27 protein-coding genes and 1 pseudogene are annotated in these 25,992 nt (G+C 59.4%); 11 read left to right on the forward strand and 17 right to left on the reverse strand.

The window, feature by feature from the left end:
* Positions 1-9: 9 nt before the first annotated feature.
* Genes CCGE525_RS23185 through CCGE525_RS23200 form a run of 4 tightly spaced genes read left to right on the forward strand, consistent with a single transcriptional unit; the run spans position 10 to position 4,015 of the window.
* Positions 10-342: a hypothetical protein gene (locus CCGE525_RS23185; protein WP_120706721.1), complete on the forward strand. Its 333-nt coding sequence runs from the start codon at positions 10-12 to the stop codon at positions 340-342.
* Positions 332-1,396 (forward strand): CobW family GTP-binding protein, encoded by a 1,065-nt coding sequence (locus tag CCGE525_RS23190; protein ID WP_120706722.1) that lies wholly within the window; start codon positions 332-334, stop codon positions 1,394-1,396. Before CCGE525_RS23185 ends, CCGE525_RS23190 begins: the two co-directional genes overlap by 11 nt.
* Positions 1,397-1,412: 16 nt before the next feature.
* On the forward strand, positions 1,413-2,651 hold the full coding sequence (locus CCGE525_RS23195; protein ID WP_120706723.1) for an ABC transporter substrate-binding protein: 1,239 nt from the start codon (positions 1,413-1,415) through the stop codon (positions 2,649-2,651).
* On the forward strand, positions 2,648-4,015 hold the full coding sequence (locus CCGE525_RS23200) for an amidase (protein WP_120706724.1): 1,368 nt from the start codon (positions 2,648-2,650) through the stop codon (positions 4,013-4,015). The genes CCGE525_RS23195 and CCGE525_RS23200 overlap by 4 nt, the downstream gene beginning before the upstream one ends.
* A gap of 177 nt (positions 4,016-4,192) precedes the next feature.
* Here CCGE525_RS23200 and CCGE525_RS23205 read toward each other — a convergent pair whose 3' ends face one another.
* The 6 genes from CCGE525_RS23205 to CCGE525_RS23230 form a co-directional block, all read right to left on the reverse strand.
* Positions 4,193-5,830 (reverse strand): GMC oxidoreductase, encoded by a 1,638-nt coding sequence (locus CCGE525_RS23205; RefSeq protein WP_120706725.1) that lies wholly within the window; start codon positions 5,828-5,830, stop codon positions 4,193-4,195.
* Positions 5,831-5,847: 17 nt separating this feature from the next.
* Positions 5,848-6,930, reverse strand: a complete 1,083-nt coding sequence (locus CCGE525_RS23210; protein ID WP_120706726.1) for an ABC transporter ATP-binding protein — start codon at positions 6,928-6,930, stop codon at positions 5,848-5,850.
* A gap of 4 nt (positions 6,931-6,934) precedes the next feature.
* Entirely contained in the window at positions 6,935-7,822 is an 888-nt protein-coding gene (locus CCGE525_RS23215; protein ID WP_120706727.1) for a carbohydrate ABC transporter permease, read from the reverse strand.
* Entirely contained in the window at positions 7,822-8,709 is an 888-nt protein-coding gene (locus tag CCGE525_RS23220) for a carbohydrate ABC transporter permease (RefSeq protein ID WP_120706728.1), read from the reverse strand. The genes CCGE525_RS23215 and CCGE525_RS23220 overlap by 1 nt, the downstream gene beginning before the upstream one ends.
* A gap of 72 nt (positions 8,710-8,781) precedes the next feature.
* On the reverse strand, positions 8,782-10,017 hold the full coding sequence (locus tag CCGE525_RS23225; RefSeq protein ID WP_120706729.1) for an ABC transporter substrate-binding protein: 1,236 nt from the start codon (positions 10,015-10,017) through the stop codon (positions 8,782-8,784).
* A gap of 59 nt (positions 10,018-10,076) precedes the next feature.
* Positions 10,077-11,030, reverse strand: a complete 954-nt coding sequence (locus CCGE525_RS23230) for a sugar phosphate isomerase/epimerase family protein (protein WP_120706730.1) — start codon at positions 11,028-11,030, stop codon at positions 10,077-10,079.
* A gap of 220 nt (positions 11,031-11,250) precedes the next feature.
* On the opposite strand from CCGE525_RS23230, the gene CCGE525_RS23235 reads away from it, so the two are divergent.
* Entirely contained in the window at positions 11,251-12,342 is a 1,092-nt protein-coding gene (locus tag CCGE525_RS23235) for a LacI family DNA-binding transcriptional regulator (protein ID WP_120706731.1), read from the forward strand.
* 68 nt (positions 12,343-12,410) lie between these two features.
* Here the strand turns inward: CCGE525_RS23235 and CCGE525_RS23240 are convergent, their stop codons facing one another.
* Genes CCGE525_RS23240 through CCGE525_RS23250 form a run of 3 tightly spaced genes read right to left on the reverse strand, consistent with a single transcriptional unit; the run spans position 12,411 to position 14,118 of the window.
* Positions 12,411-13,481 (reverse strand): site-specific integrase, encoded by a 1,071-nt coding sequence (locus CCGE525_RS23240; RefSeq protein ID WP_120706732.1) that lies wholly within the window; start codon positions 13,479-13,481, stop codon positions 12,411-12,413.
* Positions 13,478-13,864 carry a type II toxin-antitoxin system VapC family toxin gene (locus tag CCGE525_RS23245; protein ID WP_120706733.1) on the reverse strand — a complete coding sequence of 129 codons (387 nt, stop codon included), beginning with the start codon at positions 13,862-13,864 and terminating at the stop codon, positions 13,478-13,480. The genes CCGE525_RS23240 and CCGE525_RS23245 overlap by 4 nt, the downstream gene beginning before the upstream one ends.
* Positions 13,864-14,118, reverse strand: coding sequence for a type II toxin-antitoxin system VapB family antitoxin (locus CCGE525_RS23250; protein WP_007538500.1), 255 nt, complete (start codon positions 14,116-14,118; stop codon positions 13,864-13,866). Before CCGE525_RS23250 ends, CCGE525_RS23245 begins: the two co-directional genes overlap by 1 nt.
* Positions 14,119-14,379: 261 nt before the next feature.
* Between CCGE525_RS23250 and CCGE525_RS23255 the strand changes: the two genes are divergently transcribed.
* The gene (locus CCGE525_RS23255) at positions 14,380-15,315 is read left to right on the forward strand and encodes a DUF1403 family protein (RefSeq protein ID WP_120706734.1); all 936 of its coding nucleotides are present in this window, start codon (positions 14,380-14,382) and stop codon (positions 15,313-15,315) included.
* A 1-nt stretch (position 15,316) separates the two neighbouring features.
* Positions 15,317-15,991, forward strand: a complete 675-nt coding sequence (gene scpB / locus CCGE525_RS23260) for an SMC-Scp complex subunit ScpB (protein ID WP_120706735.1) — start codon at positions 15,317-15,319, stop codon at positions 15,989-15,991.
* A 79-nt stretch (positions 15,992-16,070) separates the two neighbouring features.
* On the opposite strand, the gene nhaA is transcribed toward scpB, so the two are convergent.
* Positions 16,071-17,282, reverse strand: a complete 1,212-nt coding sequence (gene nhaA / locus CCGE525_RS23265) for a Na+/H+ antiporter NhaA (RefSeq protein ID WP_120706736.1) — start codon at positions 17,280-17,282, stop codon at positions 16,071-16,073.
* Between the two features lie 599 nt (positions 17,283-17,881).
* Here nhaA and CCGE525_RS23270 point away from each other — a divergent pair.
* On the forward strand, positions 17,882-19,807 hold the full coding sequence (locus tag CCGE525_RS23270) for an adenylate/guanylate cyclase domain-containing protein (RefSeq protein WP_120706737.1): 1,926 nt from the start codon (positions 17,882-17,884) through the stop codon (positions 19,805-19,807).
* Positions 19,808-19,864: 57 nt separating this feature from the next.
* A pseudogene (locus CCGE525_RS39070) lies at positions 19,865-20,037 on the forward strand (SMC-Scp complex subunit ScpB); the annotation flags it as partial.
* 85 nt (positions 20,038-20,122) lie between these two features.
* Here the strand turns inward: CCGE525_RS39070 and CCGE525_RS23280 are convergent.
* The 5 genes from CCGE525_RS23280 to CCGE525_RS23300 form a co-directional block, all read right to left on the reverse strand.
* The gene (locus CCGE525_RS23280) at positions 20,123-20,986 is read right to left on the reverse strand and encodes a DUF4118 domain-containing protein (RefSeq protein WP_162950276.1); all 864 of its coding nucleotides are present in this window, start codon (positions 20,984-20,986) and stop codon (positions 20,123-20,125) included.
* Between the two features lie 422 nt (positions 20,987-21,408).
* A complete protein-coding gene (locus CCGE525_RS23285; protein ID WP_120706739.1) occupies positions 21,409-21,681 on the reverse strand; it encodes a hypothetical protein in 273 nt (90 codons plus the stop codon).
* Positions 21,682-21,835: 154 nt separating this feature from the next.
* Positions 21,836-22,108, reverse strand: a complete 273-nt coding sequence (locus CCGE525_RS23290; protein WP_120706740.1) for a hypothetical protein — start codon at positions 22,106-22,108, stop codon at positions 21,836-21,838.
* An 85-nt stretch (positions 22,109-22,193) separates the two neighbouring features.
* Positions 22,194-22,445: a hypothetical protein gene (locus CCGE525_RS23295; protein WP_162950277.1), complete on the reverse strand. Its 252-nt coding sequence runs from the start codon at positions 22,443-22,445 to the stop codon at positions 22,194-22,196.
* Between the two features lie 109 nt (positions 22,446-22,554).
* Positions 22,555-22,842, reverse strand: a complete 288-nt coding sequence (locus CCGE525_RS23300) for a hypothetical protein (protein WP_120706742.1) — start codon at positions 22,840-22,842, stop codon at positions 22,555-22,557.
* A 214-nt stretch (positions 22,843-23,056) separates the two neighbouring features.
* On the opposite strand from CCGE525_RS23300, the gene CCGE525_RS23305 reads away from it, so the two are divergent.
* Positions 23,057-23,482 (forward strand): MarR family winged helix-turn-helix transcriptional regulator, encoded by a 426-nt coding sequence (locus CCGE525_RS23305; RefSeq protein ID WP_425375911.1) that lies wholly within the window; start codon positions 23,057-23,059, stop codon positions 23,480-23,482.
* 72 nt (positions 23,483-23,554) lie between these two features.
* On the opposite strand, the gene CCGE525_RS23310 is transcribed toward CCGE525_RS23305, so the two are convergent.
* Positions 23,555-23,866, reverse strand: a complete 312-nt coding sequence (locus CCGE525_RS23310; RefSeq protein WP_120706744.1) for a hypothetical protein — start codon at positions 23,864-23,866, stop codon at positions 23,555-23,557.
* 42 nt (positions 23,867-23,908) lie between these two features.
* On the reverse strand, positions 23,909-24,313 hold the full coding sequence (locus CCGE525_RS23315) for a response regulator (protein ID WP_120706745.1): 405 nt from the start codon (positions 24,311-24,313) through the stop codon (positions 23,909-23,911).
* Positions 24,314-24,677: 364 nt separating this feature from the next.
* Between CCGE525_RS23315 and CCGE525_RS23320 the strand changes: the two genes are divergently transcribed.
* Entirely contained in the window at positions 24,678-25,862 is a 1,185-nt protein-coding gene (locus tag CCGE525_RS23320; RefSeq protein ID WP_120706746.1) for an FAD-binding domain, read from the forward strand.
* The last annotated feature ends 130 nt before the right edge of the window (positions 25,863-25,992 follow it).

Genomic DNA, 25,992 nt, shown 5'->3' on the forward strand with positions numbered 1-25,992 from the left:
GCGAGCGCCATGTGTTCACTGTGCGGTGTACTCGGTGGCAATGAGCACTGGACTGACGCCGCGGCGCGACCTGGCGTGTTCACCCGCAATCACGCCAGCCCTGACCGGCGGCGTGCGCGTGCCGAGCGCGTGCGTGCCGCCAACGAGATGCTCTCGGGTTTTGGCCTTGTCCTGTGCGATTGGCAAGGCGCGTCCTTCGTTCTGTCAACGCGAACAGGCAGAAGCGAGATCATCGAGGATCTCGGTCATCTCTGGCCGGCGGCCGAAAGGCTCGTCGGCCGGTCCTGCGATCCGCTCGACGTTACTTTCATCTCCAGGATGGAGGCACGGCATGTCGATTGAGGCGAGCGGTTTTCTGCCGATCAACCTGCTCACGGGTTTCCTCGGTTCCGGCAAGACGACGCTGCTCAAGCGCATCCTGGCGGATCCGGCCTTCGCCGATACGGCCGTGCTCATCAACGAGTTCGGAGAGATCGGTCTTGATCACGATCTGGTCGAAAGTGTCGACGGCGAGATGGTGCTGCTGCATTCGGGGTGTGTCTGCTGCACGGTGCGCGGCGAGCTTGCCGCTGCGCTCAGGGAGCTTTATTCGCGACGCGAGAGTGGGCTGTTGCCGCCGTTCCGGCGCGTCATCATCGAAAGCACCGGCCTCGCCGATCCCTTCCCGGTGCTGTCGACCATCAAGGCCGATCCGGTGCTCAGACATCACTTCTGTGCCGGCAATGTGATCACGACAGTCGATGCGGTGAATGGGCTGCGACAGCTCGACACCTATATCGAATCCAACCGGCAGGCAGCGATTGCGGACCGTTTGATCGTCACCAAGACCGATCTTGAAGCAGGCTGCGAGGGAGAGGCCCTTCAGGCTCGTCTTCGTACACTCAATCCTGACGCCCCGATCCTGAGGGCGGCCGATCCGGATCTCGATCTCTCCTCGCTTGTCGCCGTTCAAAGCAACCTCTCGGCAAGCAGCAGCCTGTCGCAGAGCGGCTTTTACTGTGAGGAGCCGATGCAGCTCGTCTCATCGGACGGCGTGGCGCATCAGGCCGCCATTTCATCGATTTCGCTCAGCATCAATCAACCTGTCGACTGGACTGCTTTCGGGCTCTGGCTCACCATGCTACTCAATCGGCATGGGGAGCGCATATTGCGTGTGAAGGGAATACTCAATCTCAGCGGCGAAGAGCGTCCGGTCGCGGTCCATGGCGTCCAGCATCTGGTTCATACGCCGGTGCATATGGACGGGTGGCCTTCGGAGGATCGCACGTCGCGTCTGGTCTTTATTCTGGATGGGCTTGACGGCGATCTATTGAAACGGTCCTTCGTAGCCTTCACGCTGGCGCGCATGCCGCAGATGCCGTCCGCCGCATATTCCATGATCGCCGCGGCGCGATGAGACAACCGGTGTCCACATGAACAAGCATGAATCCGTCACAAAAAGCCTGTCCGCTCCCGCTTTGCATCTGGCGGGACGGCCGCGCTTGCGCGTCCTCGGCACCGCTATTTCGTTGCTGGAGGAGCTGCGCTTGCGCGCGCAGGAAGATCTCGGCATCGATGTGATGTTCGACAACAACGACTTCCTGACGACGCAGTACAAGGCGGCGCGCGAGCCGGAAACCTACGATATCTACGATCAGTGCTTTCATAATCTCGATATCGTCTGGCACTGGCGGGCGATCCAGCCCGTGGACACCCAGCGCATCATTCTCTGGGATGAGGTCAATGATCTGACAAAAACCGGCCATATCGGCCCCAATCCCAGACTGGGGCTTGGAGATGTGCCGGCGCGCAAGCTCTTCGTTCAGCCCAATCTCGCCTTGGGCGATACGCCGTCGCGCTTCATCTCGATGCTGCCGACGACGCATAATTTCGACAGTTTCGCGTATCGGACCGACCTAGTGCCGAATGGCCTCGGCATGCATTCTTGGGGTGCGCTTTTCGACGAGCGCTGGGCGGGCAGGGTGGCGCTGGTGGACGAGCCTGCCATCGGTATCTTTGATGCGGCGTTGGCCGCGCAGGCCGCCGGTCTCATGTCGTTCGACAATATCGGCAATATGTCCATTCAGGAGATCGACCAGTTGATTGACCTCCTGGAGGAGCGCAAGAAGGCCGGTTTCTTCAGAGATTTCTGGAAAACCGCCGAGGAAGCGGCGCGGCTGATGATCGCCGGTGAGACGAGCGTCCAGAGCATGTGGTCGCCTGGGATCGGCATCCTGAATTCCAGGGGTGTTCCGGTCGAGCAGGCTGTGCCCGCCGAAGGCTATCGTGCCTGGCACGGCGGCCTATGCCTTTCGAAACATCTCAGCGGTCGCCTGCTCGATGTCGCCTACGACTATCTGAACTGGTGGATATCGGGATGGCCGGGTGCCGTCGTTGCACGGCAGGGCTACTACATTTCGACCCCGCAACGCTCGCGCCAATTCATGACGCAGCCGGAATGGGATTATTGGTACGAGGGCGCCGCCGCGACCGAGGACCTACCCGGCCCGGATGGGCAGACGCGGATCAGAAAGGGCTCGGCGCGCAGCGGCGGGTCCTATTGGCAGCGCGCCAATTGTATTGCCGTTTGGAATACGACAATGGATGAGCACAATTATCTTGTCCGCCGCTGGATGCAGCTTGTCGGCGGCAGAGGAGAGCAAGGTCAATGACCCAGACCCATCTTGGCAAATCGATCGCGCAATTGTCGGTACTGATCCAGTCGGGCAGCCTCGATCCGGTTGCGCTGGTTGAGGAGAGCCTGGATGCGATCCGAACGTACAAGGACCAGGCGATCTTCACGCGGCTGCTTGAGGTGCGCGCGAAAGAAGAGGCGGCTGCTTCGTCGAGACGGCTGCGGGGAGGGCGCTCGCGCGGGCTGCTGGATGGCATTCCTGTCGCCTGGAAAGATCTGTTCGCAATTGCCGGCCTGCCGACGACGGCCGGATCGATCGTGCTTGCCGATGCCGAGCCTGCGCAGGATGATGCCGATGTCGTCAAGGCGCTGAAGGCTGCAGGCATGGTTGCCGTCGGTCGAGTCAACATGAGCGAATTCGCCTTTTCCGGCCTCGGCCTCAATCCGCACTATGGCACGCCGCTCAATCCGCTGGCCTTCGATGTCGCGCGGATTCCGGGCGGTTCGTCTTCCGGTTCCGCCGTCGCGGTTGCGGCAGGCCTTGTGCCGGTCTCGATCGGCACCGATACCGGCGGCTCGGTGCGCATACCGTCTGCCTTCAACGGCCTTGTCGGCTACAAGGCAAGCCGTGGCCGCTACAGCATGGCCGGGGTCTTTCCGCTAGCGACCAGTCTCGACTCTCTTGGGCCTTTGTGCCGCAGCGTCCAGGATGCCATCTGGGTCGATGCGGCGATGCGCGGACGTTTCGTACCCGAGGCCGGGCGTGCTGAGCCCACCGCGCTTTCCATTGTGGTGCCGACGAATGTCGTCATGGACAATGCCGAAGATGGTGTCATTGCAGCATTCGAGGCGACACTTGGCCGGCTGAGTGCGGCCGGCGTCAAGATACGACGGGCTGCTTTTCCGGCCTTCGACAGGCTCTTTCAAGTGATGGCCGAGAATGGGCCACTGGCAACTGCGGAGGCCTTCGTGCTGCACCACCGCCGGCTGGCGGGACCGGAGGCCGAAGCCATGGATCGGCGTGTCGTGGCGCGCACGCGTTTAGGCGAGAAGATCACGCTGATCGGTTATCTGGAAACGCTCAAGGTGCGCGAGCAGTTGATCAAGGAGGTTGCCGCAACGCTTGGGTCAAATGAATTCATCGCCTATCCGACTGTCGCTCATGTCGCACCGGCGCTCGCACCGCTGGAAGCCGATGACGAATTATTCGTCAAGGTGAATGGCAGAACGCTGCGCAATACACTGATCGGCAACTTTCTCGACTGGTGCGGCGTATCCTTGCCTTGCGGCACCGGCGACGCCGGCATGCCTGTCGGACTCCTGCTATCGGGTCCGAAGGATCATGACGAACAATTGCTCAGTTCGGCGTCGGCGATCGAAAATATCGCGGTTGTCGGATAAAACGCCTTCGCGGGGAGGCACACCGGATCGTTTCAAGCCGGAGAACGTGCCTTCGTAGCCACGTTGTTCGGTTCGCATCAAGAGCCCGACTGCGGGATAGCTGGGTCCGCAGTTCCATTCCCATCAAGGCGCTATAAGTGCACTCTGACCGTCAAATAGCTTTTGCAGGCGACGTGTTCAGTGCTGACCAACAAGCGCCCGGCATGCTCGGATTGTCAAAGCCATGACGGTAAGCGTCGTGCCGGCGACACCGCTGCCGGGAAATGCGCTGGCATCAGTGACTATGACGTTAGGTGCGTCCCAAAGCTGGTTGTAGGGGTTGAGCACGGAGGTCCGCGGATCGTTCCCCATCCGCGCGCCACCCGTTTCGTGGATCGCCGCCCCCATGCACATGGTCTTGCGGAACCATTTGCGGAACATGAATCGGCTGAAAGGGTCGGCATCAGGGAAGGCACCGCGGCCCATTTCCCTGAGGCCGACGGGTGAGCCGATGAACTCCAGATCTCCACCGACGCCGCTCACCATGTCGATAAGCACCTCCTCCTGCTGGCGCAGAAGCGCATGCTCTTCCGTGCCCATAACACAACGGATGTGGGGAATGGGAATTCCCCAGGCATCTTTGCGTTCTGCGTTGAGGGTGATGCGGTTGTCCACATAGGGCAGCATGCGACCGAAGCCGAAGAATGCCAGTCGGGCGGGCTCGTTATCCGGCGTGGGTGCCCGGCCGATGCTGCCTTGATAGTCGAAGTCGCCGCGACCGGAATCGCCAGCTCCAAAGCGTGGTAGAAAGATACCGCCGGAGGGATTGTAAAAGGGATCGCTCGGAGCGGAATCATCGACCGCCCAACCCTTTGCCTTGGAGAAGGCGCCGAAGGCCAGGCAAGGCAGCTGATCCATGAAGTAGCGTCCGAGTGCGCCCGAACTGTTGCCCAGTCCCTCCGGATGTCGGGCAGATGCCGAGTTGAGAAGGAGGCGCACGCTTTCGATCGGCGAAGCAGAAAGCACCACGAAAGCGGCGTGTACGGTTTCGACCTTGCCGGTTATGCGGTCGATGAATTCGGCACCCGTGGCCCGGGTCCCTTGCTCATCCGTTGCGATGCGGCGGACGATGGCATCGTGGCGGACGGTTAGCCGTCCGGTCGCAAGCGCCTCTCTCAAGGGCTTGGGCGTACGCTCGGCGTCCGGCGCGATATAACGCCAGGACACGACATGCCGCTGCGGCCAGTGCCCCTCCACTTCGCTCTTGAAGATCTGTTCGGCTGGCGTCAGTCTTGCCGGACGCGCATAGATGCCGTCCGGCAGCGTCTCGACGCCGTCTGGGTTGCCGTAGAGCCCAAGGCAGGATTCGACCTCATCATAAAATGGTGCAAGCTCATCATAGCCGACCGGCCAGTCTACACCCTTGCCGGTTCGCGACTGGATCTTGAAGTCATCATCCGTCCAACGCAGCAAAACGCGACCGAAACTGTGAAGGCGGCCGCCGCCCTGCCGTCCGCGGATCCAAAGGAATGGCGCGTCCTTCGGCGTTGTGTAAGGGTTCTTCCGGTCGTTGACGAAGAAGTGGCTGAACCGCTCGGTAAAGAAGGCCGCGCGCGCCTGTATCGGCTGGCCTTTTATTGTGGCGCGGGCGCGTTCCCATATGTTGATGCTGCTCGCCGGCTGCTTCTTGCGAGCCGGATCGAAATCCTTCTGGGTTACGGCAGGGCCGGCTTCGAGCAAAAGCACTGAAAGTCCTTGAGCGGTCAATTCCTTGGCGGCAAAGGAGCCGGCAGCGCCCGAGCCGATAACGAGCGCGTCATAAGTGGTCTGAGACATAGATTTTTCCGTATATTTCAGAGACGGACGCCGTCGGCGTCAAAGAGGGAGGCTTTGGTGATATCGATGCCGGGTGCGATTGGTGCGCCTGGCTGAAGCGTCGTGTCGCCCATGATGCGATAGCAAAGGCTTAGCCCGTCCCAATCGAACCAGATCACGGTGTCGGCGCCCATCGGCTCGACTACCGAGACGGAACCGGTAATGGTTGGCAAAGATCCCGTCCCTCGATCCGGAACGATATGTTCGGGACGGATACCGAGTGTGGCAGGGCCGGGCTTGATCGTTTCCAGAAAAGGATAGTTAACCAGATCGATGCTGAGGCCGTTGCATTCGAAGACCGGCGCCTCCGTCCTGATCGAAATCTCACCCTTGATGAAGTTCATCGCCGGTGCGCCGATGAAGCCGGCGACAAACAGATTTGCGGGGCGGTGATAGATCTCCGACGGGCTCGCAAGCTGCTGGATGACGCCGTCCTTCATGATAGCGATGCGATCGGCGAGCGTCAGCGCTTCGATCTGATCGTGGGTTACATAGATCATCGTGTTGCCGAGGTTCTGGTGCAGCTTCTTGATCTCGACGCGCAGCTCGTTGCGAAGCTTGGCGTCGAGATTGGAAAGCGGTTCGTCGAACAGGAAGACGTCGACTTCACGGACGAGGGCCCGGCCGATCGCGACGCGCTGGCGCTGACCGCCCGACAATTCCGACGGGCGCCTATCAAGCAGCTTTTCCAGATGCAGGAGAGATGCGGTGCGGGCGATACGCGCCTCGATCTCCGGCTTGGGAAGCCCCGCGACGCGCAGGCCGAAGGACAGGTTCCTGCGCACCGTCATCCGCGGGTAAAGCGCATAAGACTGGAAGACCATGCCGATGCCGCGGTCTTTCGGCTCCTCCCAGGTCACATTCCTTCCGGAGATCCACATCTCACCATCGCGGATCTCCTGCAATCCGGCGATCGCATTCAAGAGCGTCGATTTCCCGCAACCGGATGGGCCGAGGAGCACAAGAAACTCGCGCGGCGCGATGTCGATGGAGAGCTCCTCAATGACGGTATGGTCGCCATAGGCGATTTTGAGGTCTTTTACCGATACGGCAGGCTGCATGGCATTACCCTTTGACAGCGCCGGCTGCGACACCGCGCAGGAACCAGCGGCCGGAGAAGAAATAGATGGCGAGCGGAACGACGGCGGTCAGGATGGTGGCGGCCATGTTCACATTGTAGGCGCGTTCGCCCATGGTGGTGTTGACGATGTTGTTGAGCTGGACCGTCATCGGCAGGTTGTCGCGGCCGGCAAAGACGAGGCCGATCAGGAAGTCGTTCCAGATGCCGGTGAACTGGAAGATCGAGGCGACGACCACCATCGGCACCGACATCGGCAACATGATCTCGAGAAAGATGCGCCAGAAGCCTGCTCCGTCGACGCGGGCAGCCTTGCAGAGCTCTTCGGGAATGGCGACGAAATAGTTGCGGAACAGCAGCGTAACCAGCGGCAGGCCGAAGATGACGTGCACAAGGACGACGCCGGCGACCGAATTGTAGAGGCTCAAGTTGGCAAGCAGCCGCACCAGCGGATAGAGGAAGATCTGATAGGGGATCAGGCCGCCGGCCATCAGCAGCCCGAACAGAAGGTTCGAGCCCTTCGGCCGCCAAAGCGACAGCGCATAACCGTTGATCGCCCCGATGGAAACGGAAACGACGACGGCGGGCACGGTAATCTTGATCGAGTTCCAGAAACCAATGCGCACGCCAAGGCATTGCGTGCCCATGCAGGCTCCCGACCAGGCGGTCTTCCACGCATCGAAATCGACGGTGGCGGGCAGGGCGAAGATATGGCCCTGGCGGATTTCTTCCATCGACTTCAATGAGGTCACGAGCATGGTGTAGAGAGGCAACAGGAAGAACAACGCAGATAGGATCAGGAACGCGTAGAACCCGACCTGGCCGACGCTGAGCCTGGACGGCTTGGGGCCACGAGAATGGGGGCGGGTTGTCATCAATGCGCTCCCCTTCTTCTGGCGCGCATGGCAAGCGCATAGCGAAACGGGGCAACAGCCATGACGACGGAAAGCACCAATACGGTGGCACCGGCGCTCGCAAGCCCGAGGTTCTGGCGTTCGAACAGATTGTCCATGATGAATTTTGCCGGCACTTCGGTCGAGTAGCCGGGGCCGCCGCCGGTCTGTGCGACGATCAGATCGTAGGTCTTGATCACGCCCATCGACAGGAGCATTCCGGATGCCGCAAGCGCGGGCCCGAGTTGCGGCAGGATGATCGAAAGGTAGATGCGCCAGACCGGTATGCCGTCGATCTGGGCAGCCTTCCATTGCTCCTCGCTGATGCCACGCATGCCGGAAAGCGCGATGACCATGACGAGACCGGCGCCTTGCCAGACACCGGCGAAGACCACGGTATAGATCGCCATGTCGCGATTGACGATCCAGTCGAAGACGAAGCCCTGCCAGCCGAACGCCCGGACGGTTGCCTGGATGCCGAGCGTGGGGTTCAGCATCCATTGCCAGATTAGTCCCGTGACCACGAAGGACATGGCATAGGGGTAGAGGAATATGGTCCTGAACACGCTTTCGAAGCGGACTTTGCGGTCAAGAGCCGCTGCCAGTACAAAGCCGAGAGCGAGGCATCCCGCGACATAGAGAAGGCCGAAGATCAGCACATTCTCCAGCGACGCCAGCCAGCGCGAATTTCTAAACAGCCTGACATATTGGGCGAAGCCGACATAGTTGGACGACGGGAAGATCGTCGAATCCGTGAAGGACAGCCGGACCGACCAGACCATGGTGCCGATATAGACGAAGATTGCGGCGATCCATGTCGGCAGAAGTGCAATGGTCGCAGCCAGGGAACGTTTGCGCTTGGCTTGCATGTGCCAACTCTCTCAAAAGAAACAAGGGAGCCGATCGACGATCACACTATCGACCGGCTCGAGACAAAGGCGCTATTCGAAGATCGCGAAGAACTTCTTGGCACCAGAGGCACTGTCTTCCGATGGGCTGCTCCAGAACTCATCGACGAAGTCGTTGAGTGCGCCAGCCTGTTGCGGCGAAAGGATCAGAGCCTGATCCGGCACGATCTTGCCCGCGGCCATCAGTTCCAGCCCCTTCTGCGCGCAGATGTCGAGCTTCGACTTGTCGACGTCGGTGCGCATCGGCACGGAACCCTTCTTGAGCGAGAACTCGATCTGGACGACCGGGTCCATGGCGACCTCCGCGAGCAGCGTCTGGCCCTTCTGCGAAGCCGCATCGGCGATCTTCGGGAATGAGAAGGAATCGGCGACATAAACCATGCCTGGCGATTGCGGGGCGAGCATGCAGCCATAGTCCTTGCCAAGCACCTTGCCGGCGGCAACGAATTCGCCCTTGGCCCAATCGCCCATGAATTGCACGCCGGCCTTTCCGGTGATGACCATGGCGGTTGCGTCGTTCCAGTTGCGGCCCGCAGCCCCTTCATCGACATAGCCACGCAGCTTGCCGAGAATATCGAGCGTCTTCTTCACGCCTTCCGTCGATGCCTCGCCCTTGTCCTTGTCGACATAGATCTTCAGGAAACCGTCAATGCCGACCTGTGTCAGCAGGATCATGTTGAAGACCTTGGATTCCTGCCAGGATTGACCGCCCCAGGCGACCGGAAGCACACCGGCGGCCTTGAGCTTGTCGAGAGCGGTGAAGAATTCGTCCCAGCTCTTGGGCTCTTCGCTCACGCCGGCCTTTGCGAAGGTCTCCTTGGAATAGAACACCCAGCTTTCGCCATGGGCGCCGGTGGGGGCAAGATAGACCTGACCCTTGTATGAAATGAGGTCGGCGATCGATTTCGGCAGGGCATCGGCCCATTTGCCGGCTTTCGCGATGCCATCGATCGGGGTCAGCAGGCCCTGATTGACGAAATCGGCATTGGCCAGGCCGAGCACGGTCTGCTTGGCGGCCGGAGGATCGCCTGCGACCAGGCGATTCTGAAAGGCTGCGTCGGCCGCGCCGAAACCGGCGATGGAAGAATCCTTCCAGACCCCGCCGCGTTTTTCAAATTCCTGCTTGATGACGTCCAGAGCAGCCGCCTCTCCGCCGGAAGTCCAGGAGGTCATCACCTCGGCTTTCGGCTTGTCTTCGGCATGGGCCGAGAAAACGGCTGCTGAGAGCACGGCGGCTCCCACCAGTAAGAGCTTCATTGTGTTTTTCATCGTTCCACCTCTTCAAGAAAACCCTCTTGGCGGGGCTATTGGTTTTCGGGTCATGAAAGTCAGCGATAGGTCGGTAAAAGTGCCTGCCGCACCAGCTTGAGCCCATTTGCGATGTCGGCGACCGGATCTGGCGCGGCATCTAGCTCGAGAATGGCCCAGCCCTTGTAGCCGCGGTCGCGCAACAGCCTGATCCAGCCCGGCCAATCGACACGGCCGAGTCCGAAGCCGCAGAAATAAGGGTGGTGGCGCTCATGAATATGTTCGTCGATCGGGGTGTCGGCCGGCATAGGTCCGAGCGCGTCCTTCCAGTGAGCGATGATCATGCGCTCGTGATGACGCTCGACGACCTGCAGTGGATCGGAGCCGGCGACGATGATATGGGCTGTGTCCGGGCACATATGCAGGTAAGCCGGGTCGGTTAGCAGCATCAGCAGATCGACATCGCGGGAGGCGGCGAAGATCGAGTGTGCCTCGGTGTGGAGGGCCAGCCGCACGCCTTTCGCATGAAGAGCGGCCCCGAGGCGATTGAGAAAATCGGCAATCTTGCGCGCCTGCTCGAAATCGAAGAACCGCACCGGCTGGGCGCCAAGCGTCTGACGCAGCGGGGCGCCGATGACCATGATGTCACTGCCGCAGGCCTTGAGGAATTCGGCGTATTTCTCCGCCTTGTCGATGATTGCGGCCTGTGCGGATGCCTCGGTGAAATCGCCAGCCGCCTCGAGCTCGGCAAAGAAGCCGCTCGCCAGCGTCAGTCCGCGCCGGGAAAGCTCGGCGGCGAAGGCTTCGACCGAACCATAGGTCTTCGTCGCATCCTGCCAGTTGAACGGCGAAAAGGTCAGCTCTACGCCGGTGACGCCGGATGCCTCAACAGCATCAAGGATCTTGTCCCAAAAGGCGCGGGGTTGGCTGCGGGCGAAGGCGATAATGCCGTCGTAGTTCTCCACGCCCCAGAACCCGGGATGGAAGAAGGTGACGAGATCGACGCCGAAGCGAAGCCGTTCGGTTGATGTCATGACGCTATCCGTTCTCTGGGCATAGAGGATCGCTTGCTGAGGCGATGTCCGCAGCAAATAATCTCTAATAATTTCAATGCGCTGCAATTGGCAATCGTTTGCCATGCTAAGATAGTAGCCAAGTCGTTTTTTTATGCAAGCGATTTTTGGCAAACGTTTGCTAAAGGGCTGCGACTGCCGTAGCATCCCATGTAACAGGTATCGGGAAGGAACATAAAAATTGAGAAAAAACAAAGGCATGCCGATGGAGGAGCAGTCAGGGCCGTTGATGGCCGATGTTGCGAGATTGGCAGGGGTGGCGATCTCAACGGTCAGCCGGGCACTTGCCAATCCCGGTCGTGTTAACGAGAAGACACGTGCCAGGATCGATGCGGCTGCCAAGAAATTGGGCTACACGCCGAATGCCATGGCGCGCGGCCTGCGGGTCGGAAAATCTAATACGATCATGATCATTCTGCCCGGCTCGCTTTATTACGGCGTCTCCCAGGTCATTCCGCAAGTCCTGCAAAGCATCAACAAAGCCTTGCTGCAGAACGGCTATAACCTGATGATCGCCAATCTCGGCCGCGACGCGGAATCTGAGCGACATATTCTCGATCTCGCCTTCGGTGGCACCGTTCGAGGCGCCATCATTCTCTCGTCGAAGCTGCCGGAAGTCGACGGTCGGTCTCTTGCCAATGCTGGCTTGCCGACTATTTCCATGCTGCTCGACATGAGTGATGCCGGTGTGCCGAGCGTCGTCACCAACGATCGCGAGGCGGTGCGGGATGCGACGGCCGACCTTATCCATCTTGGCCATCGCCGCTTTCTCTATCTTGCTGGCCCAGAGAACAACTATCATGATCTCGAGCGTTTTAGCGGTGTCGTTGAGGCACTCCAGGAAGCAGGATTGTCAGAATCTGCGGTGGTTCGCTCGGGCGGCAATCTGGATTATCAGCACGGTTTTGACATCGGCCTGCAGGCGGCGAGCGATTTTGCCGCGCTTGCGGATAAACCTACAGCAGCCATTGCTACCAGCGATGATATGGCAATTTCTTTCATGAGTCGGGTGCAGCGGATGGGACTGTCGATTCCGGGCGGCCTCTCGATCGTCTCCTTCGACGGTTCGCCCGTTTGTGCATTTTGCTCGCCGCCGCTTTCAACGATCGAGCAGCCGATGGAGGAGATGGGGCAGATGGCGGTCGCCATTCTGATGGCAGCCATTGATCGGCCGGAGCAAAAGCCGGAAATGCGAAATGTTATCCGCAGCCGGCTCATTCAGCGAGAGAGCGTCGCTGCCCCTGTGTGGCTTTTAGCTAACAATTTCAATTGAAGCGGTAAGCTAAAAATCCGACACGCAATTTTGACCTAACGATTTCATAGCGAGCAGGGGAGGGGGCCTCAAAGCCCTGAGGCTTTGGTGAGATTGACGCGAAAGCGGTCACGGCGGCGCTGGTATTTGCGGGTCATTTCCGCGCTGGCATGGCCGAGCTGTTTCTGCACGTAGCGCTCGTCGACCTCGGCGGAGGAGGCGAGGCCGGCGCGCAGCGAGTGACCCGAAAATTTCTCCGCTCGCTCCGGTTCGCTGAGGTCGCCCCTGACGCCGGCCGCGAGCGCCGTCTTCTTGACAAGACGAGCGACCTCGCGATCGTTCAGCCGATCCGGCCCAACATCCTTGCCTTCACCCGTCACCCTGCGGAAGAGAGGACCCTTGGCAATCCGCGCGAACTTGATCCAGGTCTCGACGGCGACAACCGGGCAGGTCGCATCGGACGAGCCGCGGCCGATCTCGACCTCGCGCCATCCGGTCTTGCCGCGCAGGGTGACGAGCAGGCCCTTGTCAAGGATCTCGAGCCAGCCGCGCCCGTCCTCGGTCTGGTCGCGGCCGAGGTCGAGCCCAACGATCTCGGAGCGGCGCAGGCCGCCGGCAAAGCCGATCAGCAGCATCGCCCGATCGCGCAGGCCGCGCAGGCTGCCGCGATCCAGGGTTTCGAGCATGGCGATCAGTTGCTCCGGCAGCACCGCTTCCTTCTGGCGGGGTGGGGTGGCGTGGGTGTTGCGGATACCGGCAAGAACGGTGGCAATATGGCGATCCTTTCGATCGATCGGCATGCCGCGTTGCGTGTAGTTCCAGGTGAGGGCGGACAGCCGCCGTTCGATGGTCGACACAGAGTTGGCCTTCATACCACGTTCGGCGGTGCCGGACGCACAAGCGGTGATGTAGAGGCCGACGATTTGTGGATCGGCTGGAAGGGGCGTCAGGTTCGAGCGCCGACACCAGGCGGAAAAATGCTTCCAGTCGCTGGCATAGGCGCGGCGTGTGTTGGCGGAGCTGGCCGCCTCGACATAGCCGCGCGCGCGATCGGTGAGATCTTGCAGATGACCCGGTAGGCCGGACGCCGGCTGCGGGGCAGGGGAGGGCGGAGCCTTCGGCAGCTCCGTCTCAAGAACGATTTCGCCGCTATTCTTCATGCCGCCTCGACATCTGTCTGTTTGAAGTCGTTCCCCTTGAAGAGCAGCGGCTCGCCGGTCAGCGCGGCGAGGGCATAGGAGAAGCAGTCGCCGTAATTCAGGCCGGCAGGATGGCGACCCTTGCCGTAGCGGCGCCAGGCCCGGCGGGCCTGGTCGGCATGCTCGGAGGTCACCGCAACGGCCTCCAGATTGGTCTTGTGCAACCAGAGATCGAGTTCTGCTCCGCCTGCCTCGCCGAAGCGCCCCTCGATGACCATCGCGGCTTCGACGAGCGTTGCCGCCGAAATCAGCCGGATGGGATCGTCGGCAATGCGTTCGCTGTAGTAGAGGGCATCCGGTTCATTGAAAAAGATCGCGACGATCGCTGACGTATCGATCACCATCAGTTCGGAATACCGTTTTCGTCGTAACCGATGATTTCATCCGGACTGCGATCATCGAGAACCGGCAGAGCGCTCAAGCGTCGCCGCATCGCCTCCATGTCGTCGAGGAGGGCAGCCTTCTTCGCTTGCGATCCCATACGCTTGAGGCGCTCTTCCAGCGCGCGCCGCGTCGCGATGGTGATGGTTTCGCCGGTGCGCGCAGCGAGTGCGCGCGCGAGCTTCTCCGTCTCGGGGTCTTTGATGCTCAGCGCCATTGCAGGTGTCCAGGTTCCTTGATATATATAATCTACCTAATGACCTGCGACGCAGGCGACACCTGCGGACGCGAATTCTGGCGACGCTCAGCCCGGCAAGCATGCGCTAACGGGGTTGAGGACCGCGAAAACGGCCATTCTCTATATAAAACACAATACGTCCGATAAGGCAAGATTATCGGACGTTTTCATCCACCGACGGGCGCGGCGGTTTCAACGGTAATATATAGCCTAAAGCGCCGCCGCGTGTTAGCCTTGGATATGGCTCCGCGCGCACGAATCATACCCGATCCACCCGCAAGCTACCCGCCGGTCCCCGGCTGGGCGCGCCTTCCATCCGCGGGCGAAGTCCATGACGACGCGGCCTATTTCGCTGGTGCGGCGCTCGCGGCCCTGCATCCGGCGGCTTGTGATGCGCACCCGCTTGGAATTCTTTGGCGCCAACGTCTGGCGCTGACTTGCGCGGCCGTGCTGACACGGCAGCAAGGGCGCCCGGAAGCGGAGGCCGCGCTGCGCGATTACTGGTATCTGACGCCGGCCGGCGGCGATCCCGGTCCCACGGGCCGGCTGCTCGGCGCCTTCCGTGCCCTTGGCGATCCGCGCGCCCTGCGCCCGGAGCAATGGGCGGCGCGCCTGCCGGCCTTGTTTGAGCTTGCCGCCGGCACCGCCTTGACGGCAGCTCTGGAGATGGCCGCCCATCAAGTCCGCGGGCAGGGTGATGCGGTGCGAGCGGCGGCCGTGACCGCGCTGGACGTCACGCGACGCCGGCCGGATGCCCGGCCGCTGGCCATGTGGCTGGCGGACGCGGTGCTCGCCAAACGTCTTGGCTGGCCGGCGCCCGCATCGCTGTTGTCGAGCGCCCTGCGGCCCGCCGACTGGCGGGCGCTGCGGGAGGGCAGGGCAGAGGCGTGGATCGAAGGCTGCCATTTGGCGTATGCGCGCAGTGCCGCTGCAAGCCTCGATCTTTATGCGGATCTTTCTCGTAGGATGCTGCGTCTGCTCACCGTGGCGCCACAGTTACGCGGCAAGGAGGCCGACACAATGGTGGCGATCCTAATCAGGGAGGATGCGCAGCCGGCGAAAACCGGCCAGACGACCAGCGACCGATCAAGCCGGCGGCTGTTCGACCGCCTGGTGGCGCTCGGCGGCGCACGCGAACTGACAGGACGGCCGACCTTCCGGCTCTACGGGCTCTAACATGGCACGACGCGCACAACCCACCGCCCCACTCGACATCGAGCTCGAAGAGCTGCCGGCGGAGCTGCGCTGGCGCGAATGGATGGGGAGGGTCGAGGCGATGATTTTCGCCAACGCCGAGCCGGTGTCGCGCGAGACACTGGTCCGTCTGGTCGGGCGGAACTGCAGCATCGATTTGCTGATCGACGACATTCGCCACGAGCCGCGCGACCGGCCCTACGAACTCGTTGCGGTCGCCGGCGGCTGGCAGCATCGCACCCGCACGCGATTCGTCGAAGCCATCCGCGGCGTGACGGATCTTGAACCGCTAGTCCGGCCGCTGTCACAGGCCGATCTGCTGGTGCTGGCGATCGTAGCTTATCATCAGCCGATTACCCGCGGCGAAATCTCGAAGATCACCGGCAAGGAGGTCAGCCGCGATACGATCGCCCATCTGCGGTCGCTCGACTTCGTGTCTTCCGGTCCGCGCAGCCCGCAGCCGGGCGCGCCCTATACGCTGGTCACCACGAGGATCTTCCTGTCGCATTTTGGGCTCGAGAGTTTGCGTGACCTGCCGGATTTCGAGGCGCTTCAGGATGCCGGGTTGCTCAGCAAGGGCAGGTTGCTCGATGACGAGATCCCTATAGCCTCAGATGAGCAGGATGAAGCGATTGATCGGGATGCCGGCGACGATTAGGCAACCGCATCGCAACACCGGCGACAAGCACCTTGGCTTTGGACGTGGGACATCATTATCGACGGCGCCGCACCCATCCTTATTCAGAAGCGGGCGTGGCCACGCTCCGCGCACTGCGCCGGCCGAACAAACCAAGGAGGATGGATCCGGCCACACCCGCGAGGACGGATCCGGCAAGGATACCAATTTTGACTTTGTCCTGAAGAGCGGGGTCCTCGAAAGCCAGCAGACCGATGAACAGGCTCATGGTGAAGCCGATACCGCACAGAAGAGCGGTTCCAACCATTTGTCCCCAACTTGCCTGGGCGGGCAGGTCCGTAAGATCGAGTTTCACCAACACCGCAACAGTGCCGAGCACGCCGATGAGCTTTCCAAGGACAAGCCCAACAGCAACACCGAGGGTGAGAGGTTCCGCGAGGATGGAGAGGGACGTGCCGGCAAAGGATACGCCGGCATTCGCGAAGCCGAAGATCGGGACGATGGCAAAGGCGACGGGTTTATGAAGGCGGTGCTCCAGCCTATGCAACGGCGATTCATGATGTGAGGCCTCAGGCGTGCCGGGTGTTCTCTTGAGGGGGATCGTCAATGCAAGCATGACTCCCGCCAACGTAGCATGGATGCCAGATGCGAAGACGAGGATCCACAAAGCGATGCCGAGGGCCAGGTATGGCCACAGCGCCTTGACACCCATGCGGTTGAAGATGATCAGATTGCCGATCACGATCGCCGCCCCGGCAAGAGCCAGAACATTGAGCTTGGCCGTGTAGAACAGCGCGATGACAATGACGGCACCGAGGTCGTCGATGATCGCCAGCGCAGCGAGGAATATCTTGAGCGATGTCGGCACGCGTCGACCGAAGAGCGAGATCACGCCCAGGGCGAATGCGATGTCCGTGGCAGTTGGGATTGCCCAGCCCTGCAATGCTGCCTCATGCCCGCGGTTGAAGACGACGTAGATCAGCGCCGGTACGAGCATACCGCCCGCAGCGGCGGCGCCCGGCAGAATCCGCCGGCTCCATGTCGAAAGCTGCCCGTCCAGCATCTCGCGCTTGATCTCCAAGCCGACGAGCAGGAAAAAAACGCTCATCAGCGCGTCATTGATCCAGTGCTGAAGGCTCAACGGCCCGACGTAGACATCGAGAATATGGAAATAGGCATCGTCGGCCGGAGAGTTGGCGACGATGATGGCGAGCACTGCAATTGCCATCAGGACAATACCGCCCGATGCCTCGTTATCCAGGAAGTGGCGAAGGGTGGACTGAATGCGGCCTGTCATTTGCGTCGAAGACATGGGTTCGCGCTCCCGGTTGGAAGGTTGATCGAAGTCTCCGTCGATTTCGGGGAACCCGCAGCGCACGCAGCACACGCCGTAGAAAGCAAATAAGGCAACCGCCCCTGAATTTCCAGTGTCTATCCGGCTGATCTCCGCCAAACGTCAGACTTCAAATCTCGACCTCGCTTCGCGGAGCTGGAGAATTTGACGGACAAGGAACGTTCGGGTGGGAGGTGGCTTGAATAGAGGCTAACGTCAACCTCAGCCGTCCAGATGGCATAGCTGCAATTGCTCGAAGACATTCTATGCTGCAACAGATTAAATCCATCACTCCCGGCCAAATCAGAGCGAGCGTCCCATCCCCCGTTCAAGATGACGGATGCAAAGCTCCTGCAGCGCCGATGCTTTGAGATCTAAGTCCGTAGGCCGCCGAGGCTCTAATCGCCGCCGGATGAAACTTCAGTGTCAGGTCAATGTTTGAAAGAGCAGCGGCCAAGCTATCTGTACGGGGCTGTGAGCCCTCAAAAAACAATTAGCTGCCATCGTGTGTTATCCTCATTCCCGCGCGGCAAGACACGGATTGAGAGGATACGTGCCCACATTTCAAGGAAAATCTCGTGCGCTGGTCTAAACCCTTAAGATTGCATCTTGGCGTCCTGGTCGTAGCATCGCTGCTTTGCACGTCGATGCCCATCATTTGGATCGCATTCAGCCACGGAAGCGATGCTGCGGTCCATGCGGGCGTGCAGCAGATGCACCAGATGAGCTTGCGGTTGATCGAGGGATACCGGAATACGCTGGAGGGAGGCAGTGAGGCGGCAGCGCTGGCATCGACTCTGCCGCAGCTCGTTTCCCCGCCGCCTCAAGATTTACAGGCAAAGCAAGAGTTCTTTCTGGAAGTTCTACGAAACGTCCCCAACGCGACCAGCATCTACGCGGGGTACCCGGACGGGTCGTACCTTCAGGTAATCAACACCGGGCAAAACTATGTTCGCGAGACCCTCTCCGCGCCGAACCCCACAGCTTTCGCGATCAGAACGATCGCACGGAGGCAAAGGGTGGACGTCATATCGACGCTCCGGCTTCTCGACAATGAAGCAAGACCGATAGAGGAACGGCAGATCGAGGATGTATCGTATGATCCGCGGGAACGCCCGTGGTATCAAGCCGTAGTTCAAGACGGTGTGCCGGTTTCCATCGGACCCTATGTCGATCGAACGCTCGGTGCTCCGACCCTCACAATAGCTGCACCGATGAGGGACGATGGTCAGGTGGTCGTTGGCATCAACGTTGTCCTGCAGACCGTCAGTCGCCTGCTGGACGCGCGGGAGATTTCGCCGCGTGCGCGAGCTTACATTATCGATGGTGGCGACAATATCGTGGCCCATTCTGACCCAGCCATAATGACCAGGGTCCTCGGAACATGGTCGAGAAGCGCTGGCGCCCTTGCCGCGACAGCAAACCGTTTCGAGACGAGCCTCGAAACTGTGGCCAGGCTGCGGCGGGATCCCGCCTATGCAAGCGGCGGCCTGGCACGGGTTGATCTCGATGGCGAAAGCTATCTCGTGCAGATCACCCCCGTCAGCGTGTCGGGTCTGTTCACTGGGAGCGAGGCCGCAATCGTCGTGCCGCTGAACGATCTTGTGGCACAGGCCAATCGGCTGCTGGTGCGCAATCTCTTCATTGCCGCCGCCTTCGTAATCGCGGGTGTCGCTGCATCGGTAATGCTTTCACGTGTGATCGGCCGCTCTCTTCGTCAACTTGCGGACGATGCCCGGAAGATCGGCGATCTGGACGTCGGCGAGAAAGGTGTGTCCCACTCCTGGATAACCGAGATAAACACGCTGGCGAAGGCGCTCGCGGCAAGCCGTCATGCTATCAGCCAATTTGCCCTCTATGTTCCGCGTGAAGTGGTTCGCCGGATCGTCAATCCTGCAGCAGGAACGGTCGTCAAGGCGAAGCGACAGGATGTGACCGCACTGTTCACGGATGTCCGCGATTTCACGACCATATCCGAGCAACATTCGCCCGAGGACGTGGTCGATATACTGTCCGGCTACTTCGAACTGTTGAATACCATCGCCGAGCATCATGGTGGGACAGTCGTCCAGTATCTCGGCGACTCCATTTTCGTATTGTGGAACGCCCCTGTTCAAGATTCTCGACATGTCGAAAACGGCTGTCGATGCGCGCTTGCGATGAAAGCGGCGATTGACGACTTGAACAAAACCAATCGTATGCATGGCCGTCCAGAACTGTTCACGCGGTTTGGGTTGCACACCGGCCCAGCGGTCGTGGGGAGTTTCGGGGCGATTTCGCGTCAGCAGTACACCGCGATGGGCGATACGATCAATGTCGCGTCACGGCTGGAAGGATTGAACAAGGAATTCAACACGTCGATCCTGGTGAGCGCGGCTATACACGATGTTGTTGCCGATCGCTTCGAACTTCGATCGCTCGGCATGGCCCAGGTAAAGGGGCGCTCCGAGAAGGTCAATATATGGGAACTTATTGGGGAAAGCCGCGGCTATGCGGTGCGCTGATGACCTGAATTCCTGTCGTCGCTCGATCCTGCGGCGTTGCCAGCGCTGCAAGTTCAACCCGACGGCGGTGCGCCCTACACCTATGTGACAACGAAGCATTTCCTGTCGGCATTCGGGTCGGAAACGCTGCAAATTTGCCCGACATCGAACGATTGGAGGATGCCGGGCCGCTCAGCCGGCAGGCGTTCGAGCCGGGGGGAGAGGTGGAAAACACGCTGGGGGAGGACTGATTGTCAGATCGGCCGCGGCGCGGGGGACGCATGACCAGGGCCCGATCTCTCGATTGGACGCTGCGTCAACGTCTGTTTCGTGAAATCAACCCTTTGTCTGACTTTGAGCACGGACCTGTTGACGACCGAGAGCAAGCCAAAGAAGCCCTGCTACAATCTCAACCAAGTTACCAGGATTTGGGGGCCGGTCTTCAGGTTCAAATGCCAAGCCGATGACCACGTGCTGTGTTCCCGGGCCCGTAACAGGCCAAAAATCAAAGCGTGAGGCATCAAACGGGTAGACACCTGCCGCAACCAACTTGCCAGTTGCCAGCGATGAACGCGCCGCCTCCATCTCTATTTCGGTTGGCTGGATGGCACCGCTTCTGTCGACGAACTCCACGGCCGCGTCAGCCATCAGCATGATGATGACGGGCGCACCGAAGAGGGCCGCCAAGGCATCGGCAGCGACAGAAGCGATTGCCTTGGTATCCTCCGCGGCAGGAATGTCGTGGCTAAGAGTTTGCAGAATCCTCATCTGCCGCTTGAGGAATGTTGCGTCATCTGCTGTTCGTCGAGCCATCGATGCAACGGCGCTCGCAATGCATCCAACGACGAAAAGCAATCCGATCGCCCATATGTTGGCTGGATCATTGACGATGAGAGTATAGCGCGGCTCCGTCAGAAAGTAGTTGTAGGCGAGAGCGCCGAGCACGGCCGAAAAGAGCGAGGGCCCCAATCCGAAAACAACAGCGGCGGTGACGACAGGCAGGACATAGATCAGCGACAGGTTTGGGATTGTCACTTCCCGGTCAAGCCCAATCGTCACTGCTGTTGCGAGCGCCGTCATGACAAAAGTCGCCAGATAGCGAGCCAAACTTGGAGCACTCGTCAGTCGCAGCATTTCCATGGGATCGGAGCTTTTGAGAAGCGTCCCATCGCTTCCTGATGTCGGGTCGTGCGCACTCACAACGATATCCCCTTGTGCTAGGTCACCTGCTTTCACAGGCCAGCATTACACAGCACCAAACTGCGACCGGGCGACGCTTTTCTGGATCAAAGCTTTGAACACCGGCGCCTACAGCAATTGGTTATCGCACATGCGCGTTGCATGCGGGAGTTGACGATATTATGGAGCGCGCAGCATAAAAATTCCATTCGTGCGGCAACGTAGTTTATCAAAATTTCATATATTCGAACGCCTTGCGCATCGACTGCTGCGACACCGCATCGGTAGGTCCTTTCCGGGTGTGTTGTTCAGTGCTCGTCTTGACTGGTTCGCCGATTGAACTCGCCCGCGCAACCGGCCACGCCGATGCAACTCTGTCCTTTCAGGCGCCGATCACTAGGGTCGCAGCCGCAATCTTGTCGTCGCCGCTCCGATCAACCCGATTAGCTACGGACGGCTTTCTCCGCCTGGGACGGGTCATACGCATAAACGAGATCAGGCGCGACGATCCATTCGCCGGATCTGAGCACTTCTACATCGAGACGGCCCTGGGCATCGCGAAGCGCCAATCCCACAAATCGATAGGATTTGCCGTCGCTGTCGCGAACCCTTTCCCGCACTACCTTGCGCCCGATTCTGCATGCGACCGCACCCTCGAAGACCACGGGATCTAACATGAAGTATTCGAATGGAAATCTGGCGCTGACCGTCTTCATTAATGCGACCTCAAGGGCCCTCTTGTTAGTTTAATCGTCGTCGCGCGAGAGTGAAGACGGCGCTAACGAGGATTGACACTACCGCAGCGACCCTGAACGGAAGGAGCCGCAGGTGACAGTTCCGAAGACGAGGAAGTCGTTCGCCCCCGGACCTCTATCGCACGTCGTCGGTCGTCTGGTCGCGATCGATTTGCAGGACGATTTTCTCGGGACGCTCGCCCTCTTTTCGAATGAGGATGATAACGGTACATTTTTGCTTGCCAGGGCGGAATGATAAAAGCCGACCGGATGTTTTCTCCAGGATTTTCTCAACCACCTGCGTGCAGTCTGCCAAGCGATCTGCTGCGAGCACTGGTCGCAGTGCCAATGCGTACGGCGAGACCGCCAGGACCGAAAACATCGCGAATGTGTTCCAGAATAAGGTCATATCAACATCAGGCCTTTGGCAGAAAAGATTGCAAGGCGTCCGGGAAGCTCATTTTCCAAGTCGAAGTAATCCTGCGCGGAGCTTCTCACGAGATTGGCGGCGTCTTAACGTTGGTCCGTGTGAGCGTTACGGTCCACTGGTCCGGACCGCCCCGGTCATAAACGTAAGCCGACCGGCCATCGCTTTCGGCAACCTTCAGCAGCATCACCACCCAGTCCGAAGCCGCCTCGCCAGGAAGTGTTTGCCTATCCAGCCACCGAATGAGGTAGGCCAGGTCACCAAAGCTCTTTTTGGGTTCGCAATGCAGTCGATAGAGTGCCCTGAGATAAACCGTCACGTCGCCCCTCTTCGCGTTATGTCGTAGCGGATCAAACAAGGTCCATATATGTTTCCCTCGGCGCCAGCCGCCGCCTCGTGGCTGGTGCGGAATCCGAAGGCGGCAAAGCTTACCAATGAATATTTTTTTGAGTTGGCTTGGCAGGGTCAAGGTCATCTATTTGCGCTGCAATGCCGCTCAGCAAAACGTCACCGCCTTTGTTGATAATTGTACCATGCACCGTTCCACGGATGATTGCGCTCGCACCCTTCTCCACCACGAGATCGTGGCCTATGTCTCCGTGCAATTCGAACTTTCTTCCGGACGGCACTGTCAGCGTTCCCGCGATCGATCCGAAGAAGCGTACATCGCGATCCAACACGATTGACCCATCGATATTGACATTGAGATCGTCCAACTGATGATCCTTTCTGTCGCCAAGATTTGGACTATGGTTCGCGAGCGCAGCGAGTGAGGAAACAGCCTATCCCGCCCGAACATCCGGCGCTGCAGGCCCGCGAACCTTCTCCCAATGTCGACACAGTAAAAATATATCATTGAATGATATAAATAAAGGGAATTGCGGAATGCCCACTGGAAAGCGGCTCAGACGTCTCACATCGAATCCATCCTTGACCGGCGGTTCGCTCGAGCCCGCCGTTTACGAAGGCCTTGCTGGCATGAGGCTTGCCATGCGGCGCTTTCTCTCATTCAGCGAGGCAGCAGTTTCGGAGGCGGGCGTCACCTCCCAGCAATACCAGACGTTATTGGTGATCAAAACCGCCCCCGGAAGCCAGATCATGGTGCGCGAGCTCGCCGAGCAGATGCTCGTTCAACACCATGGTGCAGTTCAGCTCATTGACAGGCTAGTTGCGGCGGGCCTGGTGCTGCGCGTACCTTCGGACCAGGACAAACGCAGCGTGCTTGTCGCTCTTACATCTGACGGAGAAGAGTTGATTGAACGCCTTGCCAGGATCCATCTGGAAGGGATATTGGCAAATGAGCGGCTGCTTGTTGAATCTCTTAAAAAGCTCAGACGCTTGGAAAGATTGAGCTGACGCGAATTCAGATTTGCAGCCATGACTTCCCTTTCCGCTCCTCCTCAACGGCCTCGTTGGAATTTTGTCGTTTCAGTGAAGTCTGGCTTCCGGAAGCTCATCGTTCTCGGAAAGCAGGCGACAGACTTCTTCGGCCATCAATCGAGCCGCATTGGCAACTGCCGGAGAAATTGGTTCGCCTCGGCGAGCGTCACGGCCGATGTTGATGAGCCCCCTGAGTTCCGCGACATTCTCGATGAAGCCATCCAGTTTGTTTCGTATCTCAGCCGGCAACCTGCCAGCGTTGTCTAATTTAATCTCGCCGTATTCATCGAGCACGCCCTGTAATCGCAGCAGATGCTCGAGGTATGACGACAGGACGGCTATCGCTTGACGCTCATTCATCACGCCTCCAGTTCTTCGCTCGAGCCGCCGAGGCTTGCTAGCCTAGTTTGGTGCGAACAATCGTAGGGCAGATGGAGGCGAGCCGAACTTTCCATTCCTCCGGCTCTGCAGAAACTCCAGAAGCATCTGAATTACGATCGGAGTAACGGGTTTTGAAACAACGCCGACAATGCCGGAAATGCCACTGTGCACGGCTTCCGGGTTGCCGGTGACCATAACGACGGCGATGCCGAACTCATCGGAAAGATATCGGCCGATACGGGGACCGGTTTCGCCATCGCTCAGATTTACATCCACCAAGGCAAAATCGGAGTGCGGCGCCAACCGTCTTGCACTGTCGAAATCATGGGCAATCCCCGATGTCGGATACCCCAATTCGTGGATGGTCTCCTGAAGGTCAATGGCGATCAGGGGGTTATCCTCGACAATGAGGACGCGGTGCTTCATTGAATGTCTCCGCCACAAAATAGCCTAAGTTTGGAACTTGGCATTATCTCGCCATAATGCAACACAATTTCTTCTTTTCGCGCGATGGGAAATTATATTTCCCCGATTTTCGGAAATTTTACCAGAAATATCGCAACGGCAAGCGCTTATTCAGTCAATGTTCAGAATCATGTAATTTTTTGATTTTTCGCAATATCATGCCATGATATAAAAATACAGCAAAAATCAGCTCGGACTGAGCAAGCTGCCGCTTATCGTACTGGGCTGAGTTCGCGCCAATTGGACTAGATAAACTGAAGCGTCCGGAAGCGTGAGGACTGGGCAGCCAGAACCAACAGGCCTGACATGTACGAAAAGGTGGTGCATGAAAATTGCGATCAGCGGCGCCGGCATTGCCGGATCGACATTGGCCTATTGGCTCCACCGGTACGGTCACGAGCCGGTGCTGATAGAGCGTGCCCCGGAGCCCCGGTCAGGCGGATATATCATCGACTTCTGGGGGCATGGATTTGATGTCGCGACAATGATGGGAATTGTTCCTGGTCTGCGGGAATGCGGCTATGACGTCCGCGAGGTGCGGTTCGTCGGTCGTGACGGCAGCCGGCGGGGCGGTTTTACCACCGACGTGATACGGCGGATGTTGGAAAAGCGTTTCGTCAGTTTAAGGAGAAGCGACCTTGCGGCCGTAATTTATGCGGCGATCGACGGCAAGGTTGAAACGATCTTCGGCGATAGCATCGCCACGATCGACGAAGACGTTTCCGGTGTTCATGTCGGCTTTGATCGCAGCCCGGGACGCAACTTCGACGTAGTGGTTGGCGCTGATGGGCTGCATTCGTGTGTCCGTAACCTTCAGTTCGGACCGGAGGAGCAATTCGAGCTTTATTTGGGCTACAAGGCCGCAGCCTTCGAGATTTGCGGATATCGGCCACGTGAGGAACTGACTTATGTCAGCTACGCGGAGCCAGGGAGACAGGTTTCGCGATTTTCGATGCGGGACGATACGACACTCTTTCTGTTCGTATATCGCGATCCAGAATCGGGCAGCGTACCGATCACCGACGCGGGGAGAAAAGCAGTTCTGCGCGATGCTTTCCACAGCGCCGGCTGGGAGTGTCGAAAAATATTGGAGGCGATGGACACGGCGAAAGAAATCTACTTCGATCGTGTCAGTCAAATTCGAATGCCGAACTGGATTAAGGGCCGCACCGCCTTGCTCGGGGACGCCGCCGCTTGCGTGTCGCTGCTGGCCGGCGAAGGATCGGGACTGGCGATGGCCGAAGCCTATGTGCTTGCCGGCGAGCTTGCGCGTGCAAGCGATAATCCTGTGGCAGGTCTTGCTCGTTATCAGTTGGCTATGATGCCTCTTTTGGAGAACAAGCAGAAGACGGCAGCCCGGTTTGCCTCATATTTCGTGCCGAAGACCCATTTTAGAATTACACTTCGCAATCGGCTGACTTCACTGATCGATCTGCCGTTGATGGCCAATTTGCTGCTGGGACGCCAAATGCGTGATGATTTCAGGCTTCCGCATTATGCCTTCGGGTAAGGGTTCTTTCGGCGCTGCTCGTCTTTGCTGACGTCATGCGCCATCCCCAGCATATGGCGATTATGAACGTCGTCTGGCCGGTTTCGGCTCTCTTCGGAACCATACCTCTCGTCGTCGCCTGTTTTCGCTT

The sequence above is a fragment of the Rhizobium jaguaris genome, from assembly GCF_003627755.1.
In the GTDB taxonomy this organism is placed as follows: Bacteria; Pseudomonadota; Alphaproteobacteria; order Rhizobiales; family Rhizobiaceae; genus Rhizobium; species Rhizobium jaguaris.

Bases quoted from the DNA above. Each gene is read 5' to 3' on its own strand.
- CCGE525_RS23240 (WP_120706732.1), bottom strand. From the start codon at position 13,481: ATGAAGAATAGCGGCGAAATCGTTCTTGAGACGGAGCTGCCGAAGGCT.
- CCGE525_RS23225 (WP_120706729.1), bottom strand. From the start codon at position 10,017: ATGAAAAACACAATGAAGCTCTTACTGGTGGGAGCCGCCGTGCTCTCA.
- CCGE525_RS23215 (WP_120706727.1), bottom strand. From the start codon at position 7,822: ATGACAACCCGCCCCCATTCTCGTGGCCCCAAGCCGTCCAGGCTCAGC.
- CCGE525_RS23285 (WP_120706739.1), bottom strand. From the start codon at position 21,681: ATGAAGACGGTCAGCGCCAGATTTCCATTCGAATACTTCATGTTAGAT.
- CCGE525_RS23290 (WP_120706740.1), bottom strand. From the start codon at position 22,108: ATGACCTTATTCTGGAACACATTCGCGATGTTTTCGGTCCTGGCGGTC.
- CCGE525_RS23320 (WP_120706746.1), top strand. From the start codon at position 24,678: ATGAAAATTGCGATCAGCGGCGCCGGCATTGCCGGATCGACATTGGCC.
- scpB (WP_120706735.1), top strand. From the start codon at position 15,317: ATGGCACGACGCGCACAACCCACCGCCCCACTCGACATCGAGCTCGAA.
- CCGE525_RS23245 (WP_120706733.1), bottom strand. From the start codon at position 13,864: ATGGTGATCGATACGTCAGCGATCGTCGCGATCTTTTTCAATGAACCG.
- nhaA (WP_120706736.1), bottom strand. From the start codon at position 17,282: ATGTCTTCGACGCAAATGACAGGCCGCATTCAGTCCACCCTTCGCCAC.
- CCGE525_RS23250 (WP_007538500.1), bottom strand. From the start codon at position 14,118: ATGGCGCTGAGCATCAAAGACCCCGAGACGGAGAAGCTCGCGCGCGCA.
- CCGE525_RS23230 (WP_120706730.1), bottom strand. From the start codon at position 11,030: ATGACATCAACCGAACGGCTTCGCTTCGGCGTCGATCTCGTCACCTTC.
- CCGE525_RS23315 (WP_120706745.1), bottom strand. From the start codon at position 24,313: ATGAAGCACCGCGTCCTCATTGTCGAGGATAACCCCCTGATCGCCATT.
- CCGE525_RS23220 (WP_120706728.1), bottom strand. From the start codon at position 8,709: ATGCAAGCCAAGCGCAAACGTTCCCTGGCTGCGACCATTGCACTTCTG.
- CCGE525_RS23205 (WP_120706725.1), bottom strand. From the start codon at position 5,830: ATGTCTCAGACCACTTATGACGCGCTCGTTATCGGCTCGGGCGCTGCC.
- CCGE525_RS23190 (WP_120706722.1), top strand. From the start codon at position 332: ATGTCGATTGAGGCGAGCGGTTTTCTGCCGATCAACCTGCTCACGGGT.
- CCGE525_RS23195 (WP_120706723.1), top strand. From the start codon at position 1,413: ATGAACAAGCATGAATCCGTCACAAAAAGCCTGTCCGCTCCCGCTTTG.
- CCGE525_RS23200 (WP_120706724.1), top strand. From the start codon at position 2,648: ATGACCCAGACCCATCTTGGCAAATCGATCGCGCAATTGTCGGTACTG.
- CCGE525_RS23210 (WP_120706726.1), bottom strand. From the start codon at position 6,930: ATGCAGCCTGCCGTATCGGTAAAAGACCTCAAAATCGCCTATGGCGAC.
- CCGE525_RS23310 (WP_120706744.1), bottom strand. From the start codon at position 23,866: ATGAATGAGCGTCAAGCGATAGCCGTCCTGTCGTCATACCTCGAGCAT.
- CCGE525_RS23255 (WP_120706734.1), top strand. From the start codon at position 14,380: ATGGCTCCGCGCGCACGAATCATACCCGATCCACCCGCAAGCTACCCG.
- CCGE525_RS23185 (WP_120706721.1), top strand. From the start codon at position 10: ATGTGTTCACTGTGCGGTGTACTCGGTGGCAATGAGCACTGGACTGAC.